Raw genomic sequence first — 14,338 nt, 5'->3', positions numbered from 1 at the left:
CGTATCCGCGTGCGGGCGCTCATCCGGACCCGCCGGGACGAGGACCAGGAACGAGGCGCACATGACCGACCCGGTGACGCTGAACGACGCGGGTAACGCTGCCGGCGAGTTCGACGAGAAGCGGGCCGAGAACGCCGTCCGCGAACTGCTGCTCGCGGTCGGCGAGGACCCGGACCGGGAAGGCCTCCAGGAGACCCCCGCCCGGGTGGCCCGCGCCTACAAGGAGATCTTCGCCGGGCTGTGGCAACGTCCGGAGGACGTCCTGACCACCACCTTCGACCTCGGTCACGACGAGATGGTGCTGGTGAGGGACATCGAGGTCTACTCGACCTGTGAGCACCACCTGGTGCCCTTCCACGGCGTCGCGCACGTCGGCTACATCCCGGCCACCACCGGCAAGATCACCGGGCTGTCCAAGCTGGCCCGGCTGGTGGACGTCTACGCCCGCCGCCCCCAGGTCCAGGAGCGGCTGACCACCCAGATCGCCGACTCGCTGATGGACATCCTGGAGCCGCGCGGCGTGATCGTGGTCGTCGAGTGCGAGCACATGTGCATGTCGATGCGGGGGATCCGCAAGCCGGGCGCCAAGACCACCACCTCGGCCGTCCGCGGCCAGCTGCGCGACCCGGCCACCCGCGCCGAGGCGATGAGCCTGATACTGGCCCGCTGAGCGCGTCCGGCCGGCAAAGGCGACGCGGCCAGGAAGGCGATGCCTTCCTGGCCGCGTCGGAACGGTTGCGCCCCGGTGGGCTCCGGGTTACTGCGTCAGGTGCTGGGCCAGCTTGTCGATGGCGGTGGGCAGCTCACGGTTCCACGTGGTGAAGTTGTGGCCGCCGCTCGGCAGGATGATCGAGGAGACCTGCATCGGGTCCTTCACCGCCTTGATGAAGGCCATCGTGCGGCTGTAGTTCCACTCGCCTTCCTTGCTGCTGGTCACCATCACCCACACGTTGGGGGCCGGCTTGTGCTTGAGCCACCACATCATGTCGTTCTCGTTCTTCAGCTGCGCGCTGCCGCCGAAGAGGTCACCCGTGGTCGGGTCGTTGTGGGTGCTGTAGTAGCCGGAGAGCGAGACCGCGGAGGAGAACGCGTCCGGGTGCCGCATGGTCATCTTCACCGCGCAGTAGCCGCCGGTGGAGTCGCCCATGATGCCCCAGTTCACCGCGGCCGTGCCCACCCGGTAGTTGGCCGAGATGGACTGCCGCAGGTCCTTGGTGAAGAACGTCTCCACCTGCGGGCCGCCGGGCACGTCCATGCACTCGGTGTCGCGCGGCGGCACCACCGAGGGGCGCAGCATGACCATGATCATCGGCTGCATGCGGCCCTGCTGGATGTGCTCGGTCGCGGTCTGCGGGTACTTCATGCGCGTGATCAGCGACTCGGCGGTGCCCGGGTAGCCGGTGAGTATCACCGCGGCCGGGAAGTGCTGCTTGGCGTAGGCCTTCTGGAAGTACTGCGGCGGCAGGTAGACGTAGGCCGGCGTGGTGATCCCGGTCTTCTCGCCCTTGATCTGCACCTTCTCGATGCGGCCCGCCTTGGCCGGCGAACCGCCGCCGGGCACCCCGACGCCCTGGAAGCCGACGTGCTCCAGGCCGTTCTTGCCACCGCCGCCGTTGGCCGTGTAGTCCACCACCTGGCCGGGGTCCTGCTGGGTGCCGAACAGATCGGCGAACGAGGCGTAGAAACCGAAGTACGAGTTGATCGCCAGCCCCAGCGCGGCCAGGATCGCCACCTGCCCGCCGAAGAGCAGGCCGACACGCCCGGCTATCGGTTTGAACCCCTTGCGGGACAACCGTGGCCACAGCCAGATCGTGGCGACGAACACGGCCACCGCGAGCACGATGACCAGGACCAGGAGTTTTTTGCTCGTGAGACCCATGAGGCGCTTTCCGTTCGGTTTACCGGCCGCCGTCGCTCCGACAGTGGAACCTCATCACCCGAGGTCCCGTCCTACAGGGCACACAGCGCTCGCACTGACGGGCCACAGGCTGGAAGATCCGCTTATCGGGGCTGGGAGACCGATGTCTGCACACAAAGATGCCGTTTGCCTCAATGGGGTTGCGTCGGGGGGCGGCATCGATGACTGAGTCGTCCGCCACACGGCAGCGACGCCCGCGTCTCACCCTGGGTTCCAAGGCGCCCGCGCTCGTGGGCACCGTCTGCGCCCTCATCGGACTTCTCGACCTGGCCACCGGGATCATCCCCCGGCTGCGCCATAGCCGGGTGCACACCTGGGCGGGGTATCTGCCGGGGGCGGTGAGCAGCATCGCAGCCGCCGCGTCGATCATCGTCGGCCTCCTGCTGCTGATGCTCGCACACGGTCTGAAGCGGCGTAAGCGCCGTGCGTGGGCGGCGGCGGTGGTGCTGCTGCCGGTGGGCGTCGTCACCGAGCTGCTCCACCACCGGCTCTCGCCGGCCAACGCCGCCCTCACGGTGGTCCTGCTCGCCCTGCTGCTCACCCATAAGAGTGAGTTCGCGGCCCTCTCGGACCCGCGCACCCGGTGGCGGGCGCTGCTCAACTTCGCGGTGCTCACCGTGGTCAGCTTCGGCGTCGGCCTGCTGATCGTCAGCTCCCACCCGAGCACCGAGAGCGGCAACCCCGGCATCGTCGACCGGTGCCTGACCGTCCTGTACGGCCTCTTCGGCTTCGGCGGGCCGGTGCACTACACCTCCGACCGGGTCGCCGACATCGTCGGTTACTCCCTCGGCGGCCTCGGCTTCCTGATCCTGTTCACCACCGCCTACCTGATCCTGCGCCCCGAGCACCCCACCGCCCAGCTCAGCGAGGAGGACGAGGACCGGCTGCGCGAGCTGCTGGCCAAGCACGGCGGACGCGACTCCCTCGGCCACTTCGCGCTGCGCCGCGACAAGAGCGTGATCTTCTCGCCGACCGGCAAGGCGGCCATCTGCTACCGGGTGATCTCCGGCGTCATGCTGGCCAGCGGCGACCCGGTGGGCGACGTCGAGGCGTGGCCGGGGGCCATCGAACGCTTCATGGAGGAGGCCCGGGCGCACGCCTGGATCCCGGCGGTCGTCGGTTGCTCGGAGACCGGCGGCGAGGTGTGGACCCGGGAGACCGGCCTGGACGCCCTCGAACTCGGCGACGAGGCGATCGTGGAGACCGCCGGCTTCTCGCTGGCCGGCCGCGCCATGCGCAACGTCCGCCAGATGGTCAAGCGGGTCGAGCGCAACGGCTACAGCTGCCGGATGCGCCGGGTCTCCGACCTGACCGAGGAGGAACGGGAGCGGGTCCGCGCGGCGGCGGCCGACTGGCGCGGCACCGACACCGAGCGCGGCTTCTCCATGGCGCTGGGCCGCTTCGGCGACCCGCGCGACGGCGACTGCGTGGTGGTCACCGCCCACAAGACGATCGAGGACGACCCGTCCCCGCACGGCGACCTCAAGGCGGTGCTCCACTTCGTGCCGTGGGGCAAGGACGGCATCTCGCTGGAGCTGATGCGCCGCGACCGCAGCGCCGACGCCGGCATGAACGAGCTGCTGATCGTGCACGCCCTCCAGCACGCCCCCGAGCTGGGCATCGCCCGGGTCTCGCTCAACTTCGCGATGTTCCGCTCGGCGCTCGCCCGCGGTGAGCGGATCGGCGCCGGCCCGGTGCTGCGGTTCTGGCGCGGGCTGCTGGTCTTCCTCTCCCGCTGGTTCCAGATCGAGTCGCTGTACAAGTTCAACGAGAAGTTCCAGCCGAAGTGGGAGCCGCGCTTCATGGTCTTCCCCAACAACCGCGACCTGCCGCGGATCGGCTTCGCGGTGATGCAGGCGGAGGCGTTCATCACCCTGGAACTCCCCGCCCGGGTGCGCCGCTGGATCCCGTTCGTCAGCCGGGAGCCGAAGACGCGCGCCTGCGCCCACCCCGAGCACCAGCGGGTCTCCGCGGTCGGCGGGAAGGCCGCCTGACCCCGGCGGCGTCCCGCCGCGCCCCCCTGCCGAGAGCCTGGGCCGTCGCGCACGGCCTAGGCTCTAGGCATGAGTACGTTGCGAGGCCGAGTGGCGGGGCTGCCCGACTGGGACCGTTGTGCCGTGATGGGCGTGGTCAACGTCACGCCGGACTCCTTCTCCGACGGCGGTCTGTGGTTCGACCCGGAACGCGCCGTCAAGCACGGCCTCGACCTGGTGGCCGCCGGGGCCGACCTGGTGGACGTCGGCGGGGAGTCGACCCGTCCGGGCGCGAGCCGGGTGGACGAGGCGGAGGAGCTGCGCCGGGTGGTCCCGGTGGTCCGGGAGCTGGCCGCGGCCGGGGCCGTGGTGAGCGTGGACACCATGCGCGCGGCCGTCGCCGAGCGGGCGGTCGAGGCCGGGGCGGTGCTGGTCAACGACGTCAGCGGCGGACTGGCCGACCCGCGCATGGTGCCGCTGGTGGCCGCCACCGGGGCCGCCTTCGTGGTGATGCACTGGCGCGGCCACAGCATCGACATGGTCTCCCGCGCCCGCTACGGCGACGTGGTCGGCGAGGTCGTCACCGAACTGCGGCAGCGCTTCGAGGCGGTCGTCGGGGCCGGGGTCGACCCGGAGCGGATCGTGCTCGACCCGGGGCTGGGCTTCGCCAAGGACGCCGAGCACGACCTGGCGCTGCTGGCCCGGCTGGACGCGCTGCGCGCGCTGGGCCGGCCGCTGCTGGTGGCCGCCTCCCGCAAGCGGTTCCTCGGCCGGGTGCTGGCCGGCGGCGACGGCCACCTGCCGCCGGCCCGGGAACGCGACGCGGCCACCGCCGCCGTCTCGGCCATCGCCGCCCGCGAGGGCGCCTGGGCGGTCCGCGTCCACCAGGTGCGCCCCACCGCGGACGCGGTACGGGTGGCCCGGGCCATCGAGGCGGCCACGTGACCTCCCAGCCCGCCCGCACCGACGAGCAGGAGGTCGAACGGGTCAACCAGGCGTTCTACGACGCGGTGGAGAACGGCGACCTCGGGGCGCTGGAGTCCGTCCTGCTGGACGGGGCGCTGGCCGACTCGGTCAGCGTGGTCCACCCCGGCTGGCCGGTGCTGCGCGGCCGGGGCCACGTGCTGCGCTCCTACGCGCTGATCATGGCCAACACCGACTACATGCAGTTCTTCCTCACCGACGTCGAGATCACGGTGGCCGGCGACACCGCGTTGCTGACCTGCAGCGAGAACATCCTCAGCGGCGGTCCGGCGGGCCCGGACGGCTCGGCCGGGGATCTGATCGGCGGGCTGGTGGTGGCCACCAACGTCTTCCGCCGCACCGAGGACGGCTGGCGGCTGTGGTCGCACCACGGCTCGCCGGTGATGGCCGAGGACGAGGAGGACGACGGCGAGGACGGCGACGAGGCGGACGGCGGCACCTCCTCCGCGCTGTGAGCGGCCACCCGTTCGAGCCAAGAAGAGCCCAAGGGAGGAGTGGACCGTGCGTCGCCGGGTAAGGGCGGCTGCATATGCGCCGGTCCCGGTCGCGACGGCCCAGGCGGACCCGTCGGCACGGGTTGTCGGTGCTCGCAGGTAGATTCGAGTCGCGGCTTCGGCTTGTAGCTTCCGACAGGCCGCCCCGGTGACCGACGGCAGGAGGATGTTCGTGGATCGTGTCGCGCTGCGCGGCTTGAAGGCCCGTGGCCACCATGGCGTCTTCGCCCATGAACGGGAAGAGGGCCAGACCTTCGTGGTGGACCTGGTGCTGGGGGTGGACACCGCCCCGGCCGCCGCCACCGACGACCTGACCAGGACCGTGCACTACGGCGTGGTGGCCGAGGAGGTCACCGCCGTCGTCGAGGGCGAGCCGGTCGACCTCATCGAGACGCTCGCCCAGCGCATCGCCGACCAGTGCCTCAAGCACGAGGTGGTGCAGGAGGTGGAGGTGACGGTGCACAAGCCCCAGGCCCCCATCACCGTTCCGTTCGACGACGTGACCGTCACCATCCACAGGAGGCGCCCGTGAGCTCCGACCCCACCGTCCAGCCGGTCCCCGCCTCCGTCGAACAGCAGGTGGACGCCGCGGACACCACGCTGCACAACCCCAAATGGGCGGTGATCTCGCTCGGCAGCAACCTCGGCAACCGCATGGAGACCCTCCAGGGCGCGGTGGACGCGCTGGCGGACACCCCGGGGGCGCGCGTCAAGGCCGTCTCGCCGGTGTACGAGACGGAGCCGTGGGGCGTCGAGCCGGGCAGCCAGCCCAACTACCTCAACGCGGTGGTGCTGATGCGCACCACGCTGCCGCCCTCCTCGCTGCTGGAGCGGGCGCACGCCATCGAGGAGGCGTTCGTCCGGGTCCGCGACGAGCGCTGGGGACCGCGCACCATCGACGTGGACATCGTCAGCTACCAGGACGTGGTCAGCGACGACCCGACGCTCACCCTGCCCCACCCGCGCGCCCACGAGCGGGCCTTCGTGCTGGCCCCCTGGCACGACGTCGACCCGGAGGCGGAGCTGCCCGGCCACGGCCCGGTGGACAAGCTGCTCGCCGCCGCCGGTGTCGAGGGCGTCACTCGCCGTGCGGATCTGGAACTCCGGCTGCCGGAATAGTCGTTGGCACCGAGACGGCCGCGGCTGGGCGGCGGCCTCGGGTGAGGAGAGCTCGTTGAAGCAGTTGCGGTTCCGGGTGCTGGTCGGGCTGTTCGTGGTGGCCGGGGTGCTGGCGTGGGCCGGCTCCCGGTTGTGGAACGCGCTGGGCACGCTGCCGAGCGTTCCGGTGGCGGCGCCGATCGTGCTGGCGCTGATCGCCGTCGTGCTGGCGGCCACCGCGCTGTCGCTGCGCGGTCGGCTGCGCGCGCAGCGGGAACGGCGTCCCGGTGCCAAGGGGGTCGACCCGCTGCTCGCCGCCCGGGCGGTGGTCTTCGGCCAGGCCAGCGCCCTGGTGGCGGCGCTGGTGGCCGGGGTCTACGGCGGCGCCTGCGTCTTCCTGGTCCTCTCCGAGCTGGACGTCCCGGCCCGCCGCGACCAGGCCGTCTACGCCGGGCTCGCGGTGGTGGCCGGCGCCGCCGTGGTCGCCGCCGCGCTCTTCCTGGAGCGGGTGTGCCGGCTCCCCGACGACGAGGACGACGGCCCGCCCGCGGCCGACCGGGCCTGACCCGCCCTGGTCACACGGTCGGGACGGAGTCCAGCTCCACCTCGGCCCGGGCCACGTCGCGGGCGTCGGCGTCGATGGAACGGCGCAGCGCCGCGTGGAGCCGGGCCGGGGTGAGCACGCCGCGGAACCGGTTGCCCCCCGCCCCGTCGAGCACCGCGATCCACCCGGCGTCGTGCTGGAGCATCACGCTGAACGCCTGCTTCAACGTCGCCCCCACCGGCAGCCAGGCGTCCATCCGCCGGGCGTGGTCGCGTACCGCGCCGTCGCCCAGCGTCTCGGCGGCCACCCAGCCGTGCAACAGCCCGTCGGCGTCGAGGACCACCGCCCAGCGCGCCCCCTCGCCCCGCAGCCGGGCGGCGGCGGCCCCGGCCGGGTCGTCCAGCCGGACCACCGGCGGCTGTTCGAGGTCGTCGGGCTCGATCGGGGTGACCGACAGCCGCTTCAGCCCCCGGTCGGCGCCGACGAAGTCGGCCACGTAGGAGGTGGCGGGGGCGCCCAGCACGGTGGCCGGGGTGTCCAGCTGCTCGATGCGTCCGGAGCCGTAGACCGCGATCCGGTCGCCGAGCCGCACCGCCTCCTCGATGTCGTGGGTGACGAAGAGCACCGTCTTGCGCACCCGCTGCTGGAGGCGGAGGAACTCCGACTGCAACCGCTCGCGCACCACCGGATCGACGGCGCCGAACGGCTCGTCCATCAGCAGCACCGGCGGGTCGGCGGCGAGCGCCCGGGCCACCCCGACGCGCTGCCGCTGGCCGCCGGAGAGCTGGTCGGGGTAGCGGTCGCCGTGCACCGCGGGGTCCAGGCCGACCAGGTCGAGCAGCTCCGCCGCCCGTTCCCGGGCCGCCCGCCGCTGCCCGCCCAGCAGCCTGGGCACGGTCGCGGTGTTCTCCAGCACCGTCTTGTGCGGGAAGAGCCCCACCTGCTGGATGACGTACCCGATGCGGCGGCGCAGCTCCACCGGGTCGAGGGTGGCGATGTCCTCGCCGCCGAGCAGGATCCGCCCCTCGGAGGGCTCGATCAGCCGGTTCACCATCTTCATGGTGGTGGTCTTGCCGCAGCCGGACGGTCCGACGAGGGTGACCAGCTCGCCCTCGGCGACCTCGAAGGACAGATCGTCCACGGCGGTGGTGCCGTCCGGGTAGCGCTTGGTGACGTGCTCGAAACGGATCATGGGTCCCCACTGTCGACAAGGCTCGTCCGGCCGGGCGGCGGCGCTTCGGCGGTGACCGCCCCTTGCCGACCGTACCCCGTCGTCCCGGTGACCGCGCCGGGCGTCGGTGTGACGGTCGTGTTGCCGTCGCGCCGCGGTTCTGCCGATTGTCGGTGCCCCGGGTTAGGCTCGCGGACGTCGAAGAAATTGTCGAAACGAGCGGGCGTTGAATTCGCGCAACGGGGGAGGTGTCGCGCGATGGCTGGTCAGGACTGTTTGGCTGCGAACGACTGGATCTGCGGCGAGTACGTGCGCTCACGCGCCCACGAGCTGACCGCGGCCACCGTGCAGCACCTGTGGATCACCGCGGTGTCGGTGGCGCTGGGGCTGCTGCTGGCGTTCCCGCTGGCGCTCGTGGCCCGCCGCTGGAAGCCGGCGGCGGGCCCGGTGCTGGCGTTCACCACGATCCTGTACACCGTCCCGTCGCTGGCGATGTACTCGCTGCTGCTGCCGGTCTTCGGGGTGTCGGCCTCGGTGGTCGTCACCGGCCTGGTCCTCTACTCGCTGACGATCCTGGTGCGCAACATACTCGCGGGGCTGGAGTCGGTCCCCGAGGACGCCCGGGAGGCCGCCCGCGGCATGGGGTACGGGCCGTTGCGGCTGCTGTTCACCGTGGAGCTGCCGCTGGCGCTGCCCGCGGTCATGGCCGGGCTGCGCATCGCCACGGTCTCGGCGGTCTCGCTGACCACGGTGGGCGCCATCGTCGGCTACGGCGGCCTGGGCAACCTGATCTACACGGGGATGAACAGCTTGTTCAAGGCGCAGGTGCTCACCGCGTCGGTGATCTGCGTGGTGATGGCGGTCGCCGCCGATCTGCTGCTGCTCGCCGTGCAGCGGCTGCTCACCCCGTGGACGCGTCACCGTGGCCGCGCGCGCCGTCTTCGGCCGCGCGCCTGGCGTACCGCGGGCACCGGAAAGGCGGCCGTCTGATGGGCGCGGTCTCGGGGGCCTGGACGTGGCTGACCACGGGGGCCCACTGGGCGGGCACCGACGGGGTCGTCCACCGCCTCGGCGAACACCTCTACCTCACCGTGGTCTGCCTGGTGATCAGTTGCGTCCTCGCGCTGCCGGTCGCCCTGTGGTTGGGCCACGTCGGCCGGGGCGGCGCGCTGGCGGTCAACCTGTCCAACGTCGGCCGGGCGGTGCCCACCTTCGCGGTGCTGGTGCTGCTGGTGCTCAGCCCGCTGGGCCGGTACGGGCAGTGGCCCACGGTGATCGCCCTGGTGCTCTTCGCCGTGCCGCCGGTGCTCACCAACGCCTACGTCGGTATGCGCGAGGTCGACCGGGACGTGGTGGAGTCGGCCCGCGGCATGGGCATGACCGGCGGCCAGCTGCTGTGGCGGGTCGAGCTGCCGCTGGCCTTCCCGCTGATCATGACCGGGGTGCGTACCGCGGCCGTGCAGGTGGTGGCCACCGCCACGCTGGCCGCCCTCCCCGGCGGCGGCGGTCTCGGCCGGGTGATCACGGCCGGCTTCAACCGTTACGACACCGCCCAGGTGGTGGCCGGCGCGCTGCTGGTGGCCGTGCTCGCGCTGCTGGTCGAGGCGGTCTTCGTGGCCGCCCAGCGGTTCGCCGACCCGCTGCGCCACCGGCGCCGGGCGGAACGCCGGGTCCGCCGTGGCCGCACCGCCGAGGCGGCCACCGCCTCCTGACCGCGACCGCCCCCCGGCCGCCCCGGCGGCGGCCGGGCCGGGACACCGCCACCGTGGCACCACGCACTGGAACACCGAGTAGATGGGCAATCCGATGAGCAACCCACTTCGCTCCGCGCGGGCCGCGCACGCCGTGCGCGCGGTGTCGGCCGTGGTCGCGCTGGCGGCGGGGCTGACCGCCTGCGGCGGCGGCAAGAGCCTGGAGAAGCAGGGGCAGGCGTCCTCCGCGGCCTCCGGCGGCTCCGGGGCCAAGGGCTCCCTGGTGATCGGCGCCGGCGGGTTCACCGAGAGCACGGTCCTCGCGGAGCTGTACGCCAAGGTCCTCGGCGACGCCGGATACGGCACCACGGTCAAGACGCTCGGCAACCGCGAGCTTTACGAACCGGCCCTGGAGAAGGGCCAGATCGACATCGTGCCGGAGTACGCGGCCACCCTCGCGGAATTCCTCAACGCCAAGGAGAACGGCTCCGGCGCCAAGCCGGTCGCCTCATCCGACGTGAAGGCCACCGTGTCCGCGCTGGCCAAGCTCGCCGAGGCACGCGGCCTGAAGGTTCTGCCGCCCGGCGAGGCGGTCGACCAGAACGCGTTCGCCGTCACCAAATCCTTTGCGGAGCAACACCGGTTGAAGACGCTCAGCGATCTCGGCCGGGCCAAGCTGCCGGTGAAACTGGCGGCCGGTGACGAATGCCCGCAACGGCCGTTCTGCGAACCGGGGTTGAAGAAGACCTACGGCATAGACGTCACCGGAATCGACCCCAAGGGCGTGGACACCCCGCAGGCCAAGCAGACGGTCAAGGACGGCACCGACCAGCTGGTACTGGTCAGCACCACCGACGCCACCCTCGACCAGTTCGGGCTGGTGCTGCTCGACGACGACAAGAAGCTCCAGAACGCCGACAACCTGCTGCCGGTGGTCAACGCCGGGCACGCCGGGTCCCCGGCGGTCGCCGCCGCGCTGGAGAAGGTGACCAAGGTGCTCACCACCGCCGATCTCACCGCACTCGACCGGCAGGTGGACGCCGAACGCAAGAAGCCCTCCGACGTGGCCGCCGACTATCTGAAGTCCAAGGGTTTGCTCAAGGGGTGACCACCGGCCACCGCTGACCCGCACGATCGTGAACGGGGGCCCGCCCGGCCCCCGTTCAAGATCCATTTCTTCTTCCGCCGGGGAATTCCCGGTGGACGGTTGGTGTCGGCCCGGATGCCCTGCGTACCGGAACTCGACCGCAATGCGACTGTGATGCAACAGGCTGTGCCAAATCGGACTGTCGCCTCCCCCGAACCGGCTTTCGCACGCTAAGTTTCAAGCCATGCCTCGAGGACGACACCGCCATTCACCCCCGCTGCACCGGCTCCTTCCCCCGCTGACGGTCGCCGGGTCCGCCGCGGCTGTCGCCGCCGGTGCCTGGTTCAGCCCCGCCGGTGACCACGGTGTCGTTCTGCGCGCGCTCGTCGGGGCCGCCGCGGTGGCCGCGTGCACCGGCGCGTTCCTGCTGCGCCGCTGGGACCGGGCGGCGGGCAAGCGGGTCGCGGAGCTGACCGCGGCCCGGCTGCGTGACGAGTGGCGCACCGACGAGCGCATAGCCGAGCTGGAGAGCGACGCCGAGGAGTCCCGCGAGATCCGCCGCCGCCTCGAAGGCCAACTGCGCGCCCGCCGCGCCGAGTTGTCCCGGCTCCGCGGCGAACACGCCGAGCTGCTGCGGCGGTACGCCACCGCCGAGAGCGAACGCGCCCGCGCCCTGGAGAGCCGCCGCCAGCTCGAACTGGCCGCCGGACCGCGCACCGCGCTCACCTCCGGCCCGGCCGGTCTCGACCCCGCCGCCTTCGCCCGTGCCGCCGAGGCGCTGCGCAACCTCGGCCGCGCCACCGGCCGCCACGCCGCCCCCGCCGCGAAAGCCGACCAGGCAGACCAGGCCGATCAGGCCGACGACCCCGCCGCCCACGCGCACACCTCCGAGGCGGCCACCCCGCCCGCGCTGGTGCCCGCCGTCGCCTCCGCCGTCCTCCCGTACGCCGGACGCCGCCCGGCCGCCCCGGCCGGCGGCTTCGACTACTTCGGCCTGCGGAAGTCCGACCCGGCCCGGGACCTCGCGGACGTCGTCGGCGACGAGGCCTACGCCGAGCACACCGCGGGCCGGGACGCCGACGAGGCCGCGGTCGAGGCCGAGGACGACCAGCAGGTCATCGACCTGACCGCGCACGACGAGACCGAACAGCTCGACCTGCGGGAGCTGCGCGCGCACTCCTGAGGCGCGCGGCGGTCACTTGTCGATGTCGCCCACCACGAAGAACATCGACCCCAGGATCGCCACCATGTCGGCCACCAGCGTCCCCGGCAGCAGCTCGACCAGCGCCTGGATGTTGTTGTACGAGGCCGAGCGGAGCTTGAGCCGGTAGGGCGTCTTGTCGCCCTTGGAGACCAGGTAGTAGCCGTTGACGCCCAGCGGGTTCTCGGTCCAGGCGTAGGTGTGGCCCTCGGGGGCCTTGAGCACCTTGGGCAGCCGCTGGTTGATCGGGCCGGGCGGCAGCTCGGCGAGCCGGTCCAGGCAGGCGTCGGCGAGGTCGAGCGCGTTGTGCGTCTGCTCCAGCAGGCACTCGAACCGGGCCAGGCAGTCGCCCTCCTCCCGGGTCACCACCTTCAGCGTGTCCGCCAACTCCCCGTAGGCCAGGTACGGTTCGTCCCGCCGCAGGTCGAAGTCGACGCCGGAGGCGCGGGCGAGGGGGCCGCTGACCCCGTAGGCGTGCACGGTGGCGGCGGGGAGCACGCCGACCCCGCGGGTCCGGCCGCGGAAGATCTCGTTGCCCAGCACCAGCCGGTCGAAGACGTCCATCCGGGACCGCACCGCGGCCACCGCCTGCCGGGCCCGCCCGGACCAGCCGGCCGGCAGGTCCTCCTTGAGGCCGCCGACCCGGTTGAACATGTAGTGCATCCGGCCGCCGGAGACCTCCTCCATGACGTTCTGCAGCTCCTCACGTTCCCGGAACGCGTGGAAGACCGGGGTGATCCCGCCCAGTTCGAGCGGGTAGGAGCCGAGGAACATCAGGTGGTTGAGGACCCGGTTGAGCTCGGCGAGCAGGGTACGGGTCCACACCGCGCGCTCGGGCACCTCCATGCCCAGCATGCGTTCCACCGCCAGCACCACGCCCAGCTCGTTGGAGAACGCCGACAGCCAGTCGTGCCGGTTGGCGAGCATGATGATCTGGCGGTAGTCCCGCGCCTCGAACAGCTTCTCCGCGCCGCGGTGCATGTAGCCGATGACGGGCTCGGCGTGGCTGATCCGCTCGCCGTCGAGAACCAGGCGCAGGCGCAGCACGCCGTGCGTCGAGGGATGCTGCGGGCCGATGTTGAGCACCATGTCGGTGCCCTCCGCGGCGCCACCGATGCCGACCGTCGTCTCCGTCATGCCCACCAGTGTCTCAGCCCGCCGCGGCGTCGTCCCCGGCCGGTGGGATCCGCGCGGGCAGCCCGACGCCCTCGATCAGCCAGCCGAAGCCGCCCAGCCCGGCCGGGTCGGTCAGCTCGGCCGCCCGGGAGGCCGCGGCCAGGGCGCGGACGTACCCCGCCGGGTCCGTTCCGGCCAGCGCCAGCGGCGGCCGGGCGGCGCCGACCCCGAGGGCGCGCAGCGCCGCGCGCTGCGTGGTCAACGTGGCGTCGGCCGAACCGCAGGCGTCGAAGGCGACGTGCGCGGTCAGGTCGCACGAACCGTCCGGCACCGGCGGCACCTCGCGCCCCTCCCGGAACCCGGTGAGGGTCCCCCCGTACGGGCGCCGCCCGCGCACGTGGCCGTAGTCGACGGCGACCGCCAGCCCCCGCGTCAGGCAGCCGGTGGCCGCCGCCCAGGCCGCGTCCCGGGGCCGGCCGATCTCCGCGCGCGCCCCCGGGTCCCCGGCGATCGGCCACCACCGCGCCAGCCACCGCGCGTCCGCGCCGGCCACCGGGTCGCCCAGCCGCTGCCTGCCGTCCTCGGCCACCAGCACCAGCCGGGCCACCCCGGCCTCGTCCGCCTCGGCCACCTCCACCGGGACGTTGTCCAGCCACTCGTTGGCGAAGAGCAGCCCCTCGACGCCGTGCGGCACCTCGGCCGTCCAGCGCACTCTCGGGTCGAGCCCGGCGGGGCGGGCGGCCAGCTCGACGCCGTACGGCACCACCCGCGCGGCCAGCTCGGCGGGGAGCGCGCGCAGCACGCCGGTGAGCAGCTCCCCGCGCCCGGCGCCCACGTCCACGAAGGCCGGCCGCGATGGTCGGCCCAGCGCCGCGTCGACCCGTACCAGCAGCTCCGCGACGGCCGCCGCGAAGTGCGGGGAAACCTGCACCGACGTGCGGAAATGGCCGGCCGGGCCCTCGGGGCGGTGGAAGAACCCGCCCGGCCCGTACAGCGCCCGCCCGGTGGCCTCCCGCCACCCGCACCACCGCGTCGTCACCGCCCCACGCTATCCGCCGCAC

15 protein-coding genes are annotated in these 14,338 nt (G+C 72.7%); 11 read left to right on the top strand and 4 right to left on the bottom strand.

Features of this window, described 5'->3' with window-relative positions; genetic code table 11:
• Positions 1–61: 61 nt before the first annotated feature.
• On the top strand, positions 62–670 hold the full coding sequence (folE, locus tag SCATT_RS12385; RefSeq protein ID WP_014143389.1) for a GTP cyclohydrolase I FolE: 609 nt from the start codon (positions 62–64) through the stop codon (positions 668–670).
• An 87-nt stretch (positions 671–757) separates the two neighbouring features.
• On the opposite strand, the gene SCATT_RS12380 is transcribed toward folE, so the two are convergent.
• A complete protein-coding gene (locus SCATT_RS12380) occupies positions 758–1,879 on the bottom strand; it encodes an alpha/beta hydrolase (protein WP_014143388.1) in 1,122 nt (373 codons plus the stop codon).
• 200 nt (positions 1,880–2,079) lie between these two features.
• On the opposite strand from SCATT_RS12380, the gene SCATT_RS12375 reads away from it, so the two are divergent.
• From SCATT_RS12375 to SCATT_RS12350, 6 genes are all read left to right on the top strand, one after another.
• Positions 2,080–3,912, top strand: a complete 1,833-nt coding sequence (locus tag SCATT_RS12375; protein ID WP_014143387.1) for a phosphatidylglycerol lysyltransferase domain-containing protein — start codon at positions 2,080–2,082, stop codon at positions 3,910–3,912.
• Positions 3,913–3,981: 69 nt separating this feature from the next.
• Positions 3,982–4,836: a dihydropteroate synthase gene (gene folP / locus SCATT_RS12370; RefSeq protein ID WP_014143386.1), complete on the top strand. Its 855-nt coding sequence runs from the start codon at positions 3,982–3,984 to the stop codon at positions 4,834–4,836.
• Complete coding sequence (locus tag SCATT_RS12365) at positions 4,833–5,330, top strand: nuclear transport factor 2 family protein (protein WP_014143385.1); 498 nt, start codon at positions 4,833–4,835, stop codon at positions 5,328–5,330. The genes folP and SCATT_RS12365 overlap by 4 nt, the downstream gene beginning before the upstream one ends.
• Positions 5,331–5,541: 211 nt before the next feature.
• Positions 5,542–5,901: a dihydroneopterin aldolase gene (folB, locus tag SCATT_RS12360; RefSeq protein ID WP_014143384.1), complete on the top strand. Its 360-nt coding sequence runs from the start codon at positions 5,542–5,544 to the stop codon at positions 5,899–5,901.
• The gene (folK, locus tag SCATT_RS12355) at positions 5,898–6,488 is read left to right on the top strand and encodes a 2-amino-4-hydroxy-6-hydroxymethyldihydropteridine diphosphokinase (protein WP_014143383.1); all 591 of its coding nucleotides are present in this window, start codon (positions 5,898–5,900) and stop codon (positions 6,486–6,488) included. Before folB ends, folK begins: the two co-directional genes overlap by 4 nt.
• A 55-nt stretch (positions 6,489–6,543) precedes the next feature.
• Entirely contained in the window at positions 6,544–7,032 is a 489-nt protein-coding gene (locus SCATT_RS12350) for a DUF3180 domain-containing protein (protein WP_014143382.1), read from the top strand.
• A 10-nt stretch (positions 7,033–7,042) separates the two neighbouring features.
• On the opposite strand, the gene SCATT_RS12345 is transcribed toward SCATT_RS12350, so the two are convergent.
• Positions 7,043–8,203 carry an ABC transporter ATP-binding protein gene (locus tag SCATT_RS12345; protein ID WP_014143381.1) on the bottom strand — a complete coding sequence of 387 codons (1,161 nt, stop codon included), beginning with the start codon at positions 8,201–8,203 and terminating at the stop codon, positions 7,043–7,045.
• Positions 8,204–8,440: 237 nt separating this feature from the next.
• On the opposite strand from SCATT_RS12345, the gene SCATT_RS12340 reads away from it, so the two are divergent.
• The 4 genes from SCATT_RS12340 to SCATT_RS12325 all read left to right on the top strand — a co-directional run bounded on the left by SCATT_RS12340 (position 8,441) and on the right by SCATT_RS12325 (position 12,143).
• A complete protein-coding gene (locus SCATT_RS12340; protein WP_014143380.1) occupies positions 8,441–9,172 on the top strand; it encodes an ABC transporter permease in 732 nt (243 codons plus the stop codon).
• Positions 9,172–9,894, top strand: coding sequence for an ABC transporter permease (locus SCATT_RS12335; RefSeq protein ID WP_014143379.1), 723 nt, complete (start codon positions 9,172–9,174; stop codon positions 9,892–9,894). The genes SCATT_RS12340 and SCATT_RS12335 overlap by 1 nt, the downstream gene beginning before the upstream one ends.
• Before the next feature lie 94 nt (positions 9,895–9,988).
• Entirely contained in the window at positions 9,989–10,981 is a 993-nt protein-coding gene (locus tag SCATT_RS12330; protein ID WP_014143378.1) for an ABC transporter substrate-binding protein, read from the top strand.
• 223 nt (positions 10,982–11,204) lie between these two features.
• On the top strand, positions 11,205–12,143 hold the full coding sequence (locus SCATT_RS12325) for a hypothetical protein (RefSeq protein ID WP_014143376.1): 939 nt from the start codon (positions 11,205–11,207) through the stop codon (positions 12,141–12,143).
• 12 nt (positions 12,144–12,155) lie between these two features.
• Here SCATT_RS12325 and SCATT_RS12320 read toward each other — a convergent pair whose 3' ends face one another.
• Positions 12,156–13,298, bottom strand: a complete 1,143-nt coding sequence (locus SCATT_RS12320) for an NADH-quinone oxidoreductase subunit D (RefSeq protein ID WP_014143375.1) — start codon at positions 13,296–13,298, stop codon at positions 12,156–12,158.
• 13 nt (positions 13,299–13,311) lie between these two features.
• Positions 13,312–14,316, bottom strand: a complete 1,005-nt coding sequence (locus SCATT_RS12315; RefSeq protein ID WP_014143374.1) for an SAM-dependent methyltransferase — start codon at positions 14,314–14,316, stop codon at positions 13,312–13,314.
• Positions 14,317–14,338: the final 22 nt, after the last annotated feature.

The sequence above is a fragment of the Streptantibioticus cattleyicolor NRRL 8057 = DSM 46488 genome (assembly GCF_000240165.1).
GTDB lineage: Bacteria > Actinomycetota > Actinomycetes > Streptomycetales > Streptomycetaceae > Streptantibioticus > Streptantibioticus cattleyicolor.
This window is presented reverse-complemented; position numbering and strand designations above follow the sequence as displayed.

What these genes read in the sequence shown, in the direction of transcription:
- folE (WP_014143389.1), top strand. Translation starts at nt 62, where the DNA reads ATGACCGACCCGGTGACGCTGAACGACGCGGGTAACGCTGCCGGCGAG.
- SCATT_RS12340 (WP_014143380.1), top strand. Translation starts at nt 8,441, where the DNA reads ATGGCTGGTCAGGACTGTTTGGCTGCGAACGACTGGATCTGCGGCGAG.
- SCATT_RS12375 (WP_014143387.1), top strand. Translation starts at nt 2,080, where the DNA reads ATGACTGAGTCGTCCGCCACACGGCAGCGACGCCCGCGTCTCACCCTG.
- SCATT_RS12335 (WP_014143379.1), top strand. Translation starts at nt 9,172, where the DNA reads ATGGGCGCGGTCTCGGGGGCCTGGACGTGGCTGACCACGGGGGCCCAC.
- SCATT_RS12320 (WP_014143375.1), bottom strand. Translation starts at nt 13,298, where the DNA reads ATGACGGAGACGACGGTCGGCATCGGTGGCGCCGCGGAGGGCACCGAC.
- SCATT_RS12330 (WP_014143378.1), top strand. Translation starts at nt 9,989, where the DNA reads ATGAGCAACCCACTTCGCTCCGCGCGGGCCGCGCACGCCGTGCGCGCG.
- SCATT_RS12325 (WP_014143376.1), top strand. Translation starts at nt 11,205, where the DNA reads ATGCCTCGAGGACGACACCGCCATTCACCCCCGCTGCACCGGCTCCTT.
- SCATT_RS12380 (WP_014143388.1), bottom strand. Translation starts at nt 1,879, where the DNA reads ATGGGTCTCACGAGCAAAAAACTCCTGGTCCTGGTCATCGTGCTCGCG.
- SCATT_RS12345 (WP_014143381.1), bottom strand. Translation starts at nt 8,203, where the DNA reads ATGATCCGTTTCGAGCACGTCACCAAGCGCTACCCGGACGGCACCACC.
- folP (WP_014143386.1), top strand. Translation starts at nt 3,982, where the DNA reads ATGAGTACGTTGCGAGGCCGAGTGGCGGGGCTGCCCGACTGGGACCGT.